Consider the following 13,474-nt stretch of genomic DNA (forward strand, 5'->3'; position numbering starts at 1 on the left):
AAATCTGTTCTTAGATCAACATCGGGCAACGCTATGCAAAAAAGGCAAATATAAAGCGCGCAGCGGAGAAAATATGTCAGGCGCTCACATGCCGACTGTGCTATTGATCTCCTCCTGATCACTTATCCTCATCTACGGTTCTGCCATCCATGTCAATTGAGAAAGTCGCACGCCTGGCGGGCGTGTCGAAAGCCACGGTTTCACGGGTTTTAAACCAGCATCCGGGCGTACGGCCCGATACGCGTACCCGCGTACTCACGGCCATTAATGTGTGCGAGTATCAGCCGAATCTGCTGGCACGTCAGCTGCGCACTTCTCAAAGCAATATGCTGCTGGTGTTAATTTCCGACATTACTAATCCTTTCTGCTCACGCGTGGTTGAGGGTATTGAAGCGGAGGCGGAAGCGCAGGGTTACCATATTCTGCTGTGTAATACCCGCTCGCAGCTGCGGCGTGAAGCGGCCTATATCGCATTGCTCACCGGGAAAGTGGCCGATGGCGTAATAACCATGGATGCAGCCGACTGCCTGCAGGAGCTTCAGGGGTTGATTGGCGATGCGCCCTGGGTGCAGTGCGCGGAGTACGATCCGGCGATCCCGGCCTCCAGCGTCAGCATTGATAACCGGGAAGCCGCGTTTGAAACGGTGCGCTTTCTGGCAGGTAAAGGACGTCGCCGCATTGCGCTGGTGAACTGCGATATGCGCTACCTCTATTCGCACCAGCGTGAAAGCGGCTATCGCGCCGCGCTGGAGGAGCTGGGCCTCAGCTGGAGTGGCGTCGCTTACGCAGAGGGCATTAGCTGTGAAGCCGGAAGTGCGGCGCTGCGCGAGCTGCTGGCACAGCCGGAGCCGCCTGATGCGGTGTTTACGGTATCTGATGTCCTGGCGGTCGGCGTGATTCATGCCGCACTTGAGGCGGGACTACGCATACCGGAAGATCTGGCAGTGGTGGGCTTTGACGGCATCTCTTTTACCAGCAGCCTGAACCCGCCGCTGACAACCATTGAGCAGCCGATGAACCGGCTGGGTGCCCGCAGCGTACAGCTCTTACTGGAACGCATTCGCCAGCCGCAAGCGGCGATCGTGCACGAAGTGCTGCCGTGGAGGCGCGTCGAGCGCGCCTCCAGCTAGCTTAACGCCAAATCAGCAGCACGCAGGCCGCCGTCAGCGCGCCCATCGCCAGGTTGAAGATTTTCCATGCGCGTGGGCTCCGCAGCAGGCGGCCAATCAGTGAACCAAAGCCCATCCAGATAATGCCGGACACCACATTCACCAGTGCCATACCGATGCTGATGGCGATGACCGAGTGCAGATAGGCGCTACCGGCCAGGCTAAAACTGGCGACGGCACCCAACGCCATCAGCCATGCCTTGGGGTTGATCAGCTGCAGCAGACCGCCCTGCCAGAATGGCATCTGCCTGACGCTCTTATCTTCTGTTTCCAGCTTTTCATAGGCGGCGGTGGCGATTTTCCACGCCAGCCACAGCAGGTAAATAGTGCCGGCAATTTTCAGTACCAGGTGCAGCGAAGGGTAGAGCAGAATCAAGCCGCCAATGCCAAACGCCACCATTAGCAACATCATCTGCATGCCAATCATGATACCAATAAGCAGCGGAACGGTTCGCAGGAAGCCAAAATTAGCACCGGAGGCGGTAAGTAACATATTATTGGGCCCCGGCGTAATGGCTGCGACCCAAAGAAAACCCAGCATTGATAAAAAAAGCGTCAGTTCCATGTGTATTCGGGTGCTCCTCACCCAGAAAAGCGGACAACCCATCGAAGCTATCAGCGAGTTATGCATCAGACAAGTACAATTCCAGGCTATTTTGATCGCCCGAGTGGCGAGCGCTTTACCCCGCTGCGCGGCTTCAGCAATGCGCATCTGCAAACGCTGTTGCCCCGCATTCTGCGCCGGCGCGTCACGCTACGCCCGCACTGGCAGCGCCTTGATCTGCCGGACGGCGATTTTGTCGATCTCGCCTGGAGCGAAGATCCGGCCCGGGCGCGGCACAAACCTCGTATGGTGATGTTCCACGGGCTGGAGGGCAGCTTCCGCAGCCCCTATGCGCACGGATTGATGCAGGCGTGTCAGGCGCGCGGCTGGCTGGCGGTGATCATGCACTTCCGTGGCTGCAGCGGCGAACCAAACCGCCTGCAGCGTATCTATCACTCCGGAGAGACGGAAGACGCCACCTATTTCCTGCACTGGCTGCAGCGCGAATGGGGCCAGGTACCCACGGCGGCCGTCGGCGTCTCTCTGGGCGGCAATATGCTCGCCTGCCTGCTGGGTCTGCAGGGTAGCAGTGCGCCGCTGGATGCGGCCGTGGCCATCTCTGCACCGCTGGCGCTTGAGCCCTGCAGCGAGAAGCTGGACGTCGGTTTCTCCCGCTTCTATCAGCACTACCTGCTGACGCAGCTGAAAAAAAATGCCACGCGCAAACTGCGCGCCTGGCCGGGCACGCTGCCGGTCGATCTTACGCAGCTTCGCACCTTCCGGCGCCTGCGCGAGTTTGATGATGCCATCACCGCACGCGCCCACGGTTTTCTGGATGCCCGCGACTACTATCAGCGCGCCAGCGCCATGCCGCTGTTAACCGGCGTGCGCAAGCCGCTGCTGATTATTCACGCCAAAGACGATCCCTTTATGACCGATGCGGTGATTCCGCTGCCGGCCCAGTTATCTGCCACAATTGAGTATCAGCTAACGCAGCAAGGCGGACACGTTGGCTTTGTGGGCGGCAGCCTGCTCCGGCCGAAAATGTGGCTGGAGCAGCGCGTGCCGGACTGGCTCTCAACTTATCTGGATGTGTGATTGTGATTATTCCCTGGCAAGAGCTTGAAGCGACCACGCTGGAAAACCTGATTGAAAGTTTTGTGCTGCGCGAAGGCACCGATTATGGCGAACAGGAGCGCAGCCTGACGCAAAAAGTGGCTGACGTGCGCCGCCAGCTGGAGCGCGGCGACGTGGTGCTGGTGTGGTCAGAGCTGCATGAATCAGTCAACATTATGCCGAAGGGTGAGTTTCGCGGCTGATGCACCGCGCGGCGATTCGTGGTAACAATGCTCATCGCCGGACTTCACAGGGAGCTCTGTTATGTCAGCCAGGCATCCAGTCATTGCCGTTACCGGTTCCAGCGGTGCCGGAACCACCACTACCAGCCTCGCCTTCCGTAAGATCTTCCAGCAGCTGGATCTGCATGCTGCGGAGGTCGAAGGCGACAGTTTTCACCGTTTTACCCGTCCGGAAATGGACATGGCGATCCGCAAAGCGCGCGATCTTGGCCGCCACATTAGCTATTTTGGCCCGGAAGCCAACGATTTTGCCCTGCTGGAGCAGACGTTCCGTGAGTATGGCCAGAACGGGTCCGGTCAGTCGCGCAAGTATCTGCACACCTATGATGAAGCCGTGCCGTGGAACCAGGTGCCTGGCACGTTCACGCCGTGGCAACCGCTGCCGGAGAACACCGACGTGCTGTTCTATGAAGGGTTGCACGGCGGCGTAGTTACGCAGCAGAACAATGTGGCGGAGCACGTTGATCTGCTGGTGGGCGTAGTGCCGATTGTTAACCTGGAGTGGATTCAGAAGCTGGTACGTGACACCGGCGAGCGCGGCCACTCACGCGAAGCGGTGATGGATTCGGTGGTGCGTTCGATGGAAGATTACATCAACTACATTACGCCGCAGTTCTCACGTACCCACCTTAATTTCCAGCGCGTGCCCACTGTAGACACCTCAAATCCGTTTGCCGCACGCGAGATCCCCTCGCTGGATGAGAGCTTTGTGGTGATCCACTTTCGCAATCTGGAAGGCATCGCCTATCCCTATCTGCTGGCGATGATTCAGGGATCCTTTATTTCGCACATGAATACGCTGGTGGTGCCGGGCGGCAAGATGGGGCTGGCGATGGAGTTAATTATGACGCCGCTGGTGCAGCGGTTGATTGAGGGCAAGCGGATTGAGTAGGGGCTAAGCTGGCCAGACGGCGTGGCATTGGTCGCCATGAATAACGCCCCAACATGGCATAGCACCATGTTTCACGAAGTACAGATGTATGCGCACCGATGCGTGATACAACACCCGGCGTCATAGGGTGCGCATTCATGCGCACCTGTCAGGGGTTACAGCGCGATCACTTCGTAGCTGTGGGTAATCTCAACGCCTTTACCCAGCATAATCGCCACCGAGCAGTACTTCTCTGCGGAGAGATCGACCGCACGCGCGACGGCTTTATCGCTTAGCGCGTTGCCGCTGACGATAAAGTGCAGGTTAATGTGTGTAAAAATGCGTGGCGCTTCTTCGCGACGCTCTGAGGTCAGTTTCACCTCGCAATCGGCCACGTCGTTACGCCCCTTCTGCAGGATCGAAACCACGTCAATCGCGCTGCAGCCGCCCGCGGCCATCAGCACCATCTCCATCGGGCTGGGCGCTTTATCGCCAGAGTTACCGTCCATTAATACCTGATGACCCGATGAGGATTCTCCGAGAAAGGTTAACCCCTCAACCCACTTTACTCGTGCCTGCATATTTTTCTCTCCTGAAGCGGCGGTTTTGCCGCCAGAGTACGCTTTCACCTGGCAAACAGCAATCCGGACGCTTCCCCTTCTGCTGAAGCGAGACAACACAAGACAGCTCGTAAAAGCTGTGCTACAAACAGTGCTGAAAATATTTTCGTCACAACAGACGAAGACGGGACGAATCAAAAGCATCGCTTACGAATCCACCCCGAATAATTTTCCCTCACGGGAAGCGCTGGACGATTTCACCGCCTGACAGGGAAAACTGCCCCCTGTGTTTTGGGCACGATTACAACAGAGGATAATAGCGAATGGTTCTCGGCAAACCGCAAACAGACCCTACACTCGAATGGTTCCTGTCCCATTGCCATATTCACAAATATCCATCCAAAAGCACCCTCATCCATCAGGGTGAGAAAGCGGAAACGCTGTACTACATCGTGAAAGGTTCCGTCGCGGTACTGATTAAAGATGAAGAAGGCAAAGAGATGATTCTCTCCTACCTCAATCAGGGAGATTTCATCGGCGAACTCGGCCTGTTCGAAGAGGGCCAGGAGCGTAGCGCCTGGGTACGTGCGAAGACTGCCTGCGAAGTGGCTGAAATTTCCTACAAAAAATTCCGTCAGCTGATTCAGGTAAACCCGGATATTTTAATGCGTCTGTCGGCGCAAATGGCGCGTCGCCTGCAGGTTACGTCAGAAAAAGTGGGCAACCTTGCCTTCCTTGATGTGACCGGCCGCATTGCGCAAACGCTGCTCAATCTGGCTAAACAGCCGGATGCGATGACTCACCCGGACGGGATGCAGATCAAAATCACCCGCCAGGAGATTGGGCAAATCGTGGGCTGCTCACGTGAAACCGTGGGCCGCATTTTGAAAATGCTGGAGGATCAGAACCTGATCTCCGCGCACGGTAAAACCATCGTCGTCTACGGCACCCGCTAAATTTTTTCCCACTCACGGCGTGATGGCAACATTGCGCCGTTTTTGTTTACGATGAGCTGATGTGGCGTCGAATCATCTATCATCCTGAAGTCAACTATGCGCTGCGGCAAACGCTGGTGCTCTGCCTGCCCGTGGCTTTGGGCTGGCTATTTGGCGATCTGCAAAAAGGGCTGCTGTTCTCTCTGGTGCCCGCCTGCTGCAACATTGCCGGTCTCGATACGCCGCATAAGCGTTTCTTCAAGCGCCTGATTATTGGCGGCTCTCTGTTCGCCACCGGCAGCTTTCTGATTCAGTATCTCACCCACTATCAGGTGCCTCTGCCGCTGATCTTACTGGTGCTGCCGCTGCTGATTGGCGTCACCGGCGAAATCAGTCCGCTGCATGGCCGCCTGCTGCCCGGCACGCTGATCGCCGCAATTTTTACCCTGAGCCTGGTGGGGCGGATGCCGATATGGGTGCCGCCGCTACTCTATATTGGCGGCACACTCTGGTACGGGCTGTTTAACTGGTTCTGGTTCTGGCTGTGGAAAGAGCAGCCGATGCGCGAGAGCCTCAGCCTGCTCTACCGCGAGCTGGCGGACTACTGCGATGCCAAATATACCCTGCTGACGCAGCTGACCGATCCGGAGAAAGCCCTGCCGCCGCTGCTGGCGCGGCAGCAGAAAGCCGTTGATTTGATCAATACCTGTTATCAGCAGATGCATATGCTGTCAGCCAGCCGGGATAACAGCCATAAGCGGCTGACGCGCGCGTTTCAGGTGGCGCTCGATCTACAGGAGCACATCTCAGTCAGCCTGCATCAGCCGGAAGAGGTGCAGAAGCTGGTGGAGCAGAGCCATGCCGAAGCGGTGATCCGCTGGAACGCGAAGACCATCTCCGCGCGCTTACGCCTGCTGGCGGACGCCATTCTGTATCATCAGCTGCCGGATCGTTTTCACATGGAGAAGCAGCTCGGTGCGCTGGAAAAAATTGCCCGCCAGCATCCGGATAATCCGGTCGGCAACTTCTGCCTCTACCACTTCAGCCGGATTGCGCGCGTGCTGCGTAGTCAGAAACCGCTCTACAGCCGCGACCTGATGGCCGACCGCCAGCGTCGTCTGCCGCTGCTGCCGGCGCTGCGCAGCTATCTGTCGCTGAACTCTGCCGCGCTGCGCACCGCTGCGCGCTTTGCGGTGATGCTGATGTTTGGCAGCTCGCTGGCGCTGTTCTTCAACATCCCCAAGCCTTACTGGATCCTGATGACCATCATGTTTGTCAGCCAGAACGGCTATAGCGCGACGCGGGTGCGCATCCAGCACCGTGCGCTGGGTACCTTTGCCGGCCTGCTGATTGCGGCGGCCTCGCTGCGGCTGGCGGTACCGGAATCGGTCGCGCTGCTGTTCATGCTCTTGATCACGCTCGTCAGCTATCTGATCACGCGAAAATATTATGGCTGGTCGATGATCGGGTTTACCGTGACGGCGGTGTATTCGCTGCAGTTGCTCTCGCTGAACGGTGCGCAGTTCCTGCTGCCGCGCATGATGGATACGCTGATGGGTTGCCTGATTGCTTTCGCCGGCATGATCTGGCTGTGGCCGCAGTGGCAAAGTGGCCTGTTGCGTAACAATGCGCACGACGCGCTGGAAGCCTATCAGGAGGCGTTACGCCTGCTGCTGGGGCCGGAGCAGTCGCCGGAGAAGCTCGCCTGGCAGCGGGTTAAAGTGAACCAGGCGCACAACGCGCTGTTTAACTCACTGAATCAGGCATCAAGCGAGCCCGGCTTTAACGCGCAGTACCTGAAAGACATGCGTTTATGGGTGACGCACAGTCAGTTCATCGTCGAGCATATCAATGCCATGACCATTCTGGCACGTGAACATACGATGCTGACGCCAAAACTGGCGGAGCACTATCTGCAATCCTGTGAAATCGCGCTGCAGCGCTGTCAGCAGCGGCTGGCTTATGACGGGCCGGGCAGCGACAGCAATATTCTGGAAGCGCCGGAGAACATGAACGAGGGTCCGGTGACGATTGTGGAGCAGCACGTGAAGCGGATTTTGCAGCATCTGAATGTGATGCACACCCTCTCTTCACTGGCGTGGAGCCAGCGACCGCATCATGGCCGCTGGCTGAGTGTGCTGCGTCCGAAAGGCTGATTACGCGGCCAGCACCTTTTCGACAGCGCGGGCAAAACGCGCCATGCCCTCTTCGATGTCGGTTGGCTCAATCACCAGCGACGGCACAAAGCGGATCACATCCGTAGCGGCCGTCAGAACCATTACCCCTTCGGCGGCCGCTGCGTGAAGAATATCGCGCGCCTTGCTGGCGTGCTGCGGCTTGAGCACCGCGCCGATCAGCAGCCCTTTACCACGAATCTCGCTGAAGAGATCAAACTTGTGATCGATCGCCTGCAGCGCCTCAACAAATTGCTGGCGACGCGCATCGACTCCGCTCAGCACCTCTGGCGTATTGATGATATCCAGTGCGGTTTCAGCAATCGCGCATGCCAGCGGATTGCCGCCGTAGGTGGTGCCATGTACGCCCGGCGCCATCACCGCGGCGATTTCATGGGTGGTCAGCATCGCGCTCACCGGGAAGCCGCCGCCCAGCGCTTTGGCCGTGGTGATGATGTCAGGCTGAATGCCGTAGTGCTCATAGGCGAACAGCTTACCGCTGCGCCCCATGCCGCTCTGCACCTCATCCAGCACCAGCAGCGCGTTGTGTTCATCACACAGCGCACGCAAACCCTGCATAAAGGCTGGCGATGCCGGCATTACACCGCCTTCCCCCTGGATCGGCTCGACCACGATCGCGCAGGTATGATCGTCAATAACCGCCTTAACCGCCTCAAGATCGTTAAACGGTACATGCACAATATCTGCCGGCTTTGGCCCAAAGCCATCGGAGTATTTTGGCTGGCCGCCCACCGACACGGTGAACAGCGTGCGACCGTGGAACGCATTATGGAAGGCGATGATTTTGCTTTTGAACGGGCTATGTTTTTTACAGGCGTAGTAACGAGCCAGTTTAAACGCCGCTTCGTTGGCCTCTGCACCAGAGTTACCAAAGAACACGCGATCGGCAAAGGTCGCCGCAATCAGCTTACTTGCCAGGCGCAGCGCCGGCTCGTTGGTAAAGACGTTGCTGGTGTGCCACAGCGTTTCGCCCTGCTGCTTCAGCGTCTCCACCAGCGCCGGATGACAATGGCCGAGTGCAGTCACCGCGATACCGCCCGAGAAATCGATATACTCTTTGCCCTGCTGATCCCACACGCGGCTGCCTTTGCCTTTAACCGGCACGAACTGCGCTGGTGCATAAACAGGCAAAATTACGTTATCGAATGTCTGCCGGGTTACCGCTATTTTTTCCGCTGCCATTGCTGACCTCATCGGGTTATTTGTTGAGCTAATGTGAAATTATAATCACAAAATATGCATAAAAAATCATCCGATGGCAAACGGAAGTTATGTATTAAGGAAATTCGCCAGCAGCTGATGCCCCTGCTCGCTAAGAATACTCTCCGGATGGAACTGCACGCCCTCCAGTGCCAGCGTACGATGGCGGAATCCCATGATCTCATCCGGCTCGCCGTCCCGTACGCTCCAGGCCGTTACCTCAAAGCTATCGGGGAGCGTGTCGCGCGCGACAATCAGCGAGTGATAACGCGTCACCGTCAGTGGATTGTTTAAATTGCGGAATACACCCTGCCCGGTGTGCCGGATGGCGCAGGTTTTACCGTGCATTACCTGGCGGGCACGCACTACCTGCGCGCCGTAGACCTGCGCAATCGCCTGATGCCCCAGGCACACGCCGAGGATAGGAATACGGCCAGCAAAGTGCCGGATGACCGCCAGCGAAATGCCGGATTGATCCGGCGTACACGGGCCCGGCGAAATCACCAGGTGCGTTAGCGGCAGCGCCTCGATCTCGTCGAGCGTGATGGCATCGTTACGCACCACGCGCACCTCCGCGCCCAGTTCGCAGAAGTACTGGTAGAGATTCCAGGTAAAGGAGTCGTAGTTATCAATCAGCAGCAGCATAGTAATTACAGTGGATATGAGTGGGTGCTGGCGACCCTGAGAAGCAAGAAAGGTCGCAAAAAAACCATGTTATCACCTCTGTTGGCTACTCCGGATAGTGAACAAAAAAGTTTCTGATTACTCTTGCACCTGGTGCTATATAATGGAGAGTAGTCATGTCAGTGAATACGCGCATTTTTAAAACGAAATGGTTCAGCAAACAGGCCAGTCGCCACAACATTACTGATGGCGAGCTTTGTATGGCGATCGCTGCAGTGCAGCAGGGAAGTGCTGTTAACCTCGGTGGCGGAGTATTCAAAAAACGCCTGCAACAAAATCGTGACCGCGCGATTGTCCTGGCAAAAGGCGGACGAAACTGGATTTACGCGTTTCTGTTTGCTAAGCAGGACCAGTCTGATCTGAAAGAGTGTGAACTGGCCGGGTTTCGCGCACTGGCAAAGCACTATTCACTGATGTCCAATGAATCCCTTAATCGGTTAATTGCAGGTAAAGAGCTGGTGGAGATATGCCATGACCGTAACGCGTAAATTTAAAAGTCCGGCCTTTGAAGCCATTCACAGTGCTGCATCGGGTCTTTTTGAAGCCGGCGCCTTGAGTAAACAGAGCATGCGTGATTTTGATGCACGCTGTCTCAGTGAAGTAAAGGCGCTGGATGCTGAGGAGATAAAAGCGTTACGTGAAAATTTAAATGTGAGCCAGCCTGTATTTGCTCACTACCTCAATACCAGCGTTTCCACCGTGCAAAAGTGGGAAAGTGGCACAAAACGTCCCGGCGGAATTTCTCTTAAGCTGCTTACCGTAGTGCAAAAACATGGGCTGAGTATTTTGTTATGAGGATTTACCGCTGAGGGATAGCGCAAAGTTTGACCACTGGTTACACCACTACGGTAACAAAACAGAGTCAGGCCAGCCTTCGCGCCGGGGTGGCATGCAGGCTGGCCTGATTATCTTACTGTGCACCAACGTCACAAGCGTGCTTTCTGGCGCAATTTAGCGCCTGAATAGCTTTAATTTATAGACTTTTATCCAATTTTGCCGGGCTCACCACTTTTGCAAACTGTGCCGTTAGCGGTGCAAGATCGCCCGCCACGCCGGTGACGATAGCAGTGTGCCAGGCCTCACGATCAAGCACATCCCAGTTCAGCAGGTAACCGGCGTGCAGCGCCAGCTGTTCAAAAAAGATGCGCTGCGCACGACCATTGCCGGCGCGGAACGGGTGCAGCACGTAAATTTCGCAGTAGTAATGCGCGATACGCGCTACAAACTCCTCCTGCGACAGATTCGCCAGTCCCCGCTCCTCTTCCAGCGCGCTCATCAGCGCATTGCCCTCTTTCTCGATATATTCGCAGTGGCAATACGGCGTCTCATCGCGCCAGATATCGATGGTGCGCAGCTCGCCTGCCCAGCTGTAGATATCCTGGAACAGCGTGCGATGAATATGACACAGGCGCGGTAAGCCAATAACGCCGTTGCCGAGCTCCAGCGTCGCCAGACGCGCGGCACTGAACGCCAGCTCCGCTTTACGCAGCTGTGCGCTATCGTGAATCTCCAGCAGGTTTTTCAGCACATCGTCGTTGTGCCACAGGTAAGGATCGCGCACCGCCAGGCTGTTATCCGCCATACTGCCTCCTGAGCGACGCGAGGCGATCTTCCGCCTGCTCCGCAGTAACTGCAGGTTCATTAACGCTATAGCCTGATAGCCTGCAGCTGGCCTGGTAACTGACAGCACGGCGCTGCTGCCACAGCGTGGCTTTCTGTTTATCGGTAAGTGGGTGAGTCATGGGGCCTCCGGCCAGCAGGAATTGCCCTAAGTATAAGAGCAAATTTTAGCTTTGCCGGAGAGCAGCAGAAGGCGCCATGTAGTCATAGCGCCTTGCGCGTTAAGGCAGGACTTTGGCAGAAGTGATAACGATCGGTTTTGACGGCACATTCTGGTACGGGCCGACGTCTTTAGTCGGTACCTGTGCAATCTTATCAATCACATCCATCCCTTTAACCACTTTACCGAACACCGCATAGCCGAAATCACGCTGACCATGGTCGAGGAAGGCGTTGTCTGCCACGTTGAGGAAGAACTGGCTGGTCGCGCTATCTTTCTCAGCGGTACGCGCCATTGAGATAGTGCCGCGCAGGTTACGCAGGCCATTATCCGCTTCGTTCTTGATCGGTGCATTGGTCTGCTTCTGCTGCATATCCGCAGTGAAACCGCCGCCCTGAATCATGAAGCCAGGAATAACACGATGGAAAATGGTGTTGTTGTAGAAACCGTTGTTGACGTAATCAACGAAATTTTTCACTGAAACCGGGGCTTTCTGATTATCCAGCTCGAGTTCGATATTGCCCGCAGAGGTGGTGAGCAGCACATGCGTATCCCCTTTCGCGGCCAGAGCAGAAGCGGATACAGAAGAGAGTGCTAACAGGGCAACTGCCGCTGTCAAAGTACGTTTAAGCATGAAAGATTCCTTACCTTGGAGAGCAAGCTCAAAAACGAGATCGATTGTAAAGAGCATGTAATACAAGAGCCAGCGTTTTACCTATATTTACGCTGATGTTGCGAACGTCACACTTTCCGATCGCGCAATCATTTGCGTGACGAAAATCACACTACTAATGAAATATTTCTCGCTTGTTTCACTGCTTATTTATTACGATCACAGTTCCATTTACACTTCATGACACTTTTGCCATCCGGCGTACCACAGGTTCTGAACATGACAAACCGTAATCGCATTGGCCTTACCTGGATCAGCTTTTTCTCCTACGCGCTCACCGGCGCACTGGTGATCGTGACCGGTATGGTGCTGGACAATATTGCTCAGTATTTCCAGCTGCCTATTTCCGAAATGAGTAACACCTTTACCTTCCTCAACGCCGGTATTCTGGTTGCGGTCTTCCTCAACGCCTGGCTGATGGTGATTGTGCCACTCAAGCGTCAGCTGATCTTTGGCTTTGTGCTGATGATTCTTGCCGTAGCAGGACTGATGACCAGCCACAATCTGAGCGTCTTCTCGCTGTGCATGTTCGTGCTGGGTGTGGTGAGCGGTATCACCATGTCCATCGGTACGTTCCTGATTACGCATCTGTACGATGGCCGCCAGCGCGGATCGCGCCTGCTGTTTACCGACTCGTTCTTCAGCATGGCCGGCACTATCTTCCCGATCATCGCCGGTGTGCTGCTGGCACGCGCGCTGCCATGGTATTGGGTTTACGCCTGCATCGGCGTGATCTACCTGGCGATCTTTGTACTGACGCTGATGGTTGAGTTCCCGGTCCTGAAAAGCGAAGCGGCGGTTCAGGGTGGAACCAAAGAGAAATGGGGCGTTGGCGTGCTGTTCCTCTCTATCGCGGCGCTGTGCTATATCCTCGGTCAGCTCGGCTTTATCTCCTGGGTGCCGGAGTACGCCACCAAATCGATGGGAATGGATATCGCCGCTGCCGGTCAGCTGGTGGGTAATTTCTGGACTGCATATATGGTGGGCATGTGGGCGTTCAGCTTCCTGCTGCGCTTCTTCGATCTGCAGCGCATCCTGATGGTACTGGCCGCGCTGGCAACCGGCCTGATGTACTGGTTCGTGACCACTCAGGACGCGAGCATGCTGCACTGGATCATCATGGCGCTCGGCTTCTTCTCCAGCGCAATCTACACCACCATCATTACGCTGGGATCGCAGCAAACCAAAGTCTCTTCGCCGAAGCTGGTTAACTTTATTCTGACCTGCGGCACTGTGGGCACCATGCTGACCTTTGTGGTCACCGGCCCGATTGTCGCCAATGGCGGTGCTCATGCGGCGCTCTCTACGGCTAACGGCCTGTACGCGGTGGTGTTTGTGATGTGTGTACTGCTGGGCTTTGTGACCAAACATCGCCAGCACGGACACACCGGGCATTAATGTCGCTTACGCACCAGGCTTATGGCGGCCTTCTGGCGGCCCTGCGGGTCGCCACTCCAGGAAGGCAAAAGCATTAGGTATTCGGAAGCAGCGATACCTAAGGTTAA

Annotated in this window: 16 protein-coding genes; 9 read left to right on the forward strand and 7 right to left on the reverse strand. The window is 56.2% G+C overall.

Going from position 1 to position 13,474, the window contains the following annotated elements; genetic code table 11:
• Nucleotides 1-149: 149 nt before the first annotated feature.
• On the forward strand, nt 150-1,130 hold the full coding sequence (locus tag HA48_RS17540; RefSeq protein WP_128602471.1) for a LacI family DNA-binding transcriptional regulator: 981 nt from the start codon (nt 150-152) through the stop codon (nt 1,128-1,130).
• A 1-nt stretch (nt 1,131) separates the two neighbouring features.
• Here HA48_RS17540 and HA48_RS17545 read toward each other — a convergent pair whose 3' ends face one another.
• Nucleotides 1,132-1,734 carry a LysE family translocator gene (locus HA48_RS17545; protein WP_128602472.1) on the reverse strand — a complete coding sequence of 201 codons (603 nt, stop codon included), beginning with the start codon at nt 1,732-1,734 and terminating at the stop codon, nt 1,132-1,134.
• A 60-nt stretch (nt 1,735-1,794) separates the two neighbouring features.
• Between HA48_RS17545 and HA48_RS17550 the strand changes: the two genes are divergently transcribed.
• The 3 genes from HA48_RS17550 to HA48_RS17560 all read left to right on the forward strand — a co-directional run bounded on the left by HA48_RS17550 (nt 1,795) and on the right by HA48_RS17560 (nt 3,963).
• Nucleotides 1,795-2,811 (forward strand): hydrolase, encoded by a 1,017-nt coding sequence (locus HA48_RS17550; RefSeq protein WP_128602473.1) that lies wholly within the window; start codon nt 1,795-1,797, stop codon nt 2,809-2,811.
• Nucleotides 2,812-2,813: 2 nt separating this feature from the next.
• On the forward strand, nt 2,814-3,032 hold the full coding sequence (locus HA48_RS17555) for a YheU family protein (RefSeq protein WP_128602474.1): 219 nt from the start codon (nt 2,814-2,816) through the stop codon (nt 3,030-3,032).
• A gap of 61 nt (nt 3,033-3,093) precedes the next feature.
• Nucleotides 3,094-3,963: a phosphoribulokinase gene (locus tag HA48_RS17560; RefSeq protein WP_128602475.1), complete on the forward strand. Its 870-nt coding sequence runs from the start codon at nt 3,094-3,096 to the stop codon at nt 3,961-3,963.
• Nucleotides 3,964-4,118: 155 nt separating this feature from the next.
• Here HA48_RS17560 and HA48_RS17565 read toward each other — a convergent pair whose 3' ends face one another.
• A complete protein-coding gene (locus HA48_RS17565; RefSeq protein WP_128602476.1) occupies nt 4,119-4,523 on the reverse strand; it encodes an OsmC family protein in 405 nt (134 codons plus the stop codon).
• A 302-nt stretch (nt 4,524-4,825) separates the two neighbouring features.
• On the opposite strand from HA48_RS17565, the gene crp reads away from it, so the two are divergent.
• Together crp and HA48_RS17575 are read left to right on the forward strand one after the other, a co-directional pair.
• Entirely contained in the window at nt 4,826-5,458 is a 633-nt protein-coding gene (gene crp / locus HA48_RS17570) for a cAMP-activated global transcriptional regulator CRP (RefSeq protein ID WP_000242755.1), read from the forward strand.
• Between the two features lie 59 nt (nt 5,459-5,517).
• On the forward strand, nt 5,518-7,593 hold the full coding sequence (locus HA48_RS17575; RefSeq protein WP_128602477.1) for a YccS/YhfK family putative transporter: 2,076 nt from the start codon (nt 5,518-5,520) through the stop codon (nt 7,591-7,593).
• Here HA48_RS17575 and argD read toward each other — a convergent pair whose 3' ends face one another.
• Together argD and HA48_RS17585 are read right to left on the reverse strand one after the other, a co-directional pair.
• Complete coding sequence (argD, locus tag HA48_RS17580; RefSeq protein WP_128602478.1) at nt 7,594-8,814, reverse strand: bifunctional acetylornithine/succinyldiaminopimelate transaminase; 1,221 nt, start codon at nt 8,812-8,814, stop codon at nt 7,594-7,596.
• An 87-nt stretch (nt 8,815-8,901) separates the two neighbouring features.
• Complete coding sequence (locus HA48_RS17585) at nt 8,902-9,477, reverse strand: aminodeoxychorismate/anthranilate synthase component II (RefSeq protein WP_128602479.1); 576 nt, start codon at nt 9,475-9,477, stop codon at nt 8,902-8,904.
• Nucleotides 9,478-9,632: 155 nt separating this feature from the next.
• Here HA48_RS17585 and HA48_RS17590 point away from each other — a divergent pair, with 155 nt between their 5' ends.
• On the forward strand, nt 9,633-10,004 hold the full coding sequence (locus HA48_RS17590; RefSeq protein ID WP_128602480.1) for a type II toxin-antitoxin system RelE/ParE family toxin: 372 nt from the start codon (nt 9,633-9,635) through the stop codon (nt 10,002-10,004).
• A complete protein-coding gene (locus HA48_RS17595) occupies nt 9,988-10,311 on the forward strand; it encodes a helix-turn-helix domain-containing protein (protein ID WP_128602481.1) in 324 nt (107 codons plus the stop codon). Before HA48_RS17590 ends, HA48_RS17595 begins: the two co-directional genes overlap by 17 nt.
• Nucleotides 10,312-10,489: 178 nt before the next feature.
• On the opposite strand, the gene HA48_RS17600 is transcribed toward HA48_RS17595, so the two are convergent.
• The 3 genes from HA48_RS17600 to ppiA form a co-directional block, all read right to left on the reverse strand.
• Nucleotides 10,490-11,098, reverse strand: coding sequence for a putative adenosine monophosphate-protein transferase Fic (locus tag HA48_RS17600; protein ID WP_128602482.1), 609 nt, complete (start codon nt 11,096-11,098; stop codon nt 10,490-10,492).
• On the reverse strand, nt 11,088-11,258 hold the full coding sequence (locus tag HA48_RS17605; protein ID WP_128602483.1) for a YhfG family protein: 171 nt from the start codon (nt 11,256-11,258) through the stop codon (nt 11,088-11,090). Before HA48_RS17605 ends, HA48_RS17600 begins: the two co-directional genes overlap by 11 nt.
• Before the next feature lie 99 nt (nt 11,259-11,357).
• On the reverse strand, nt 11,358-11,930 hold the full coding sequence (gene ppiA / locus HA48_RS17610) for a peptidylprolyl isomerase A (protein WP_021507435.1): 573 nt from the start codon (nt 11,928-11,930) through the stop codon (nt 11,358-11,360).
• Nucleotides 11,931-12,188: 258 nt separating this feature from the next.
• Between ppiA and tsgA the strand changes: the two genes are divergently transcribed.
• Complete coding sequence (tsgA, locus tag HA48_RS17615) at nt 12,189-13,367, forward strand: MFS transporter TsgA (RefSeq protein WP_128602484.1); 1,179 nt, start codon at nt 12,189-12,191, stop codon at nt 13,365-13,367.
• Nucleotides 13,368-13,474: the final 107 nt, after the last annotated feature.

Source organism: Pantoea wallisii, from assembly GCF_002095485.1.
Lineage (GTDB): Bacteria > Pseudomonadota > Gammaproteobacteria > Enterobacterales > Enterobacteriaceae > Pantoea > Pantoea wallisii.

Excerpts from the sequence above, each read along its gene's own strand:
- HA48_RS17585 (WP_128602479.1), bottom strand. The coding sequence starts at position 9,477 with ATGCTGCTGCTGATTGATAACTACGACTCCTTTACCTGGAATCTCTAC.
- HA48_RS17605 (WP_128602483.1), bottom strand. The coding sequence starts at position 11,258 with ATGACTCACCCACTTACCGATAAACAGAAAGCCACGCTGTGGCAGCAG.
- HA48_RS17595 (WP_128602481.1), top strand. The coding sequence starts at position 9,988 with ATGACCGTAACGCGTAAATTTAAAAGTCCGGCCTTTGAAGCCATTCAC.
- HA48_RS17545 (WP_128602472.1), bottom strand. The coding sequence starts at position 1,734 with ATGGAACTGACGCTTTTTTTATCAATGCTGGGTTTTCTTTGGGTCGCA.
- HA48_RS17550 (WP_128602473.1), top strand. The coding sequence starts at position 1,795 with ATGCATCAGACAAGTACAATTCCAGGCTATTTTGATCGCCCGAGTGGC.
- HA48_RS17600 (WP_128602482.1), bottom strand. The coding sequence starts at position 11,098 with ATGGCGGATAACAGCCTGGCGGTGCGCGATCCTTACCTGTGGCACAAC.
- argD (WP_128602478.1), bottom strand. The coding sequence starts at position 8,814 with ATGGCAGCGGAAAAAATAGCGGTAACCCGGCAGACATTCGATAACGTA.
- HA48_RS17575 (WP_128602477.1), top strand. The coding sequence starts at position 5,518 with ATGTGGCGTCGAATCATCTATCATCCTGAAGTCAACTATGCGCTGCGG.
- HA48_RS17560 (WP_128602475.1), top strand. The coding sequence starts at position 3,094 with ATGTCAGCCAGGCATCCAGTCATTGCCGTTACCGGTTCCAGCGGTGCC.
- HA48_RS17565 (WP_128602476.1), bottom strand. The coding sequence starts at position 4,523 with ATGCAGGCACGAGTAAAGTGGGTTGAGGGGTTAACCTTTCTCGGAGAA.
- tsgA (WP_128602484.1), top strand. The coding sequence starts at position 12,189 with ATGACAAACCGTAATCGCATTGGCCTTACCTGGATCAGCTTTTTCTCC.
- ppiA (WP_021507435.1), bottom strand. The coding sequence starts at position 11,930 with ATGCTTAAACGTACTTTGACAGCGGCAGTTGCCCTGTTAGCACTCTCT.
- crp (WP_000242755.1), top strand. The coding sequence starts at position 4,826 with ATGGTTCTCGGCAAACCGCAAACAGACCCTACACTCGAATGGTTCCTG.
- HA48_RS17540 (WP_128602471.1), top strand. The coding sequence starts at position 150 with ATGTCAATTGAGAAAGTCGCACGCCTGGCGGGCGTGTCGAAAGCCACG.
- HA48_RS17590 (WP_128602480.1), top strand. The coding sequence starts at position 9,633 with ATGTCAGTGAATACGCGCATTTTTAAAACGAAATGGTTCAGCAAACAG.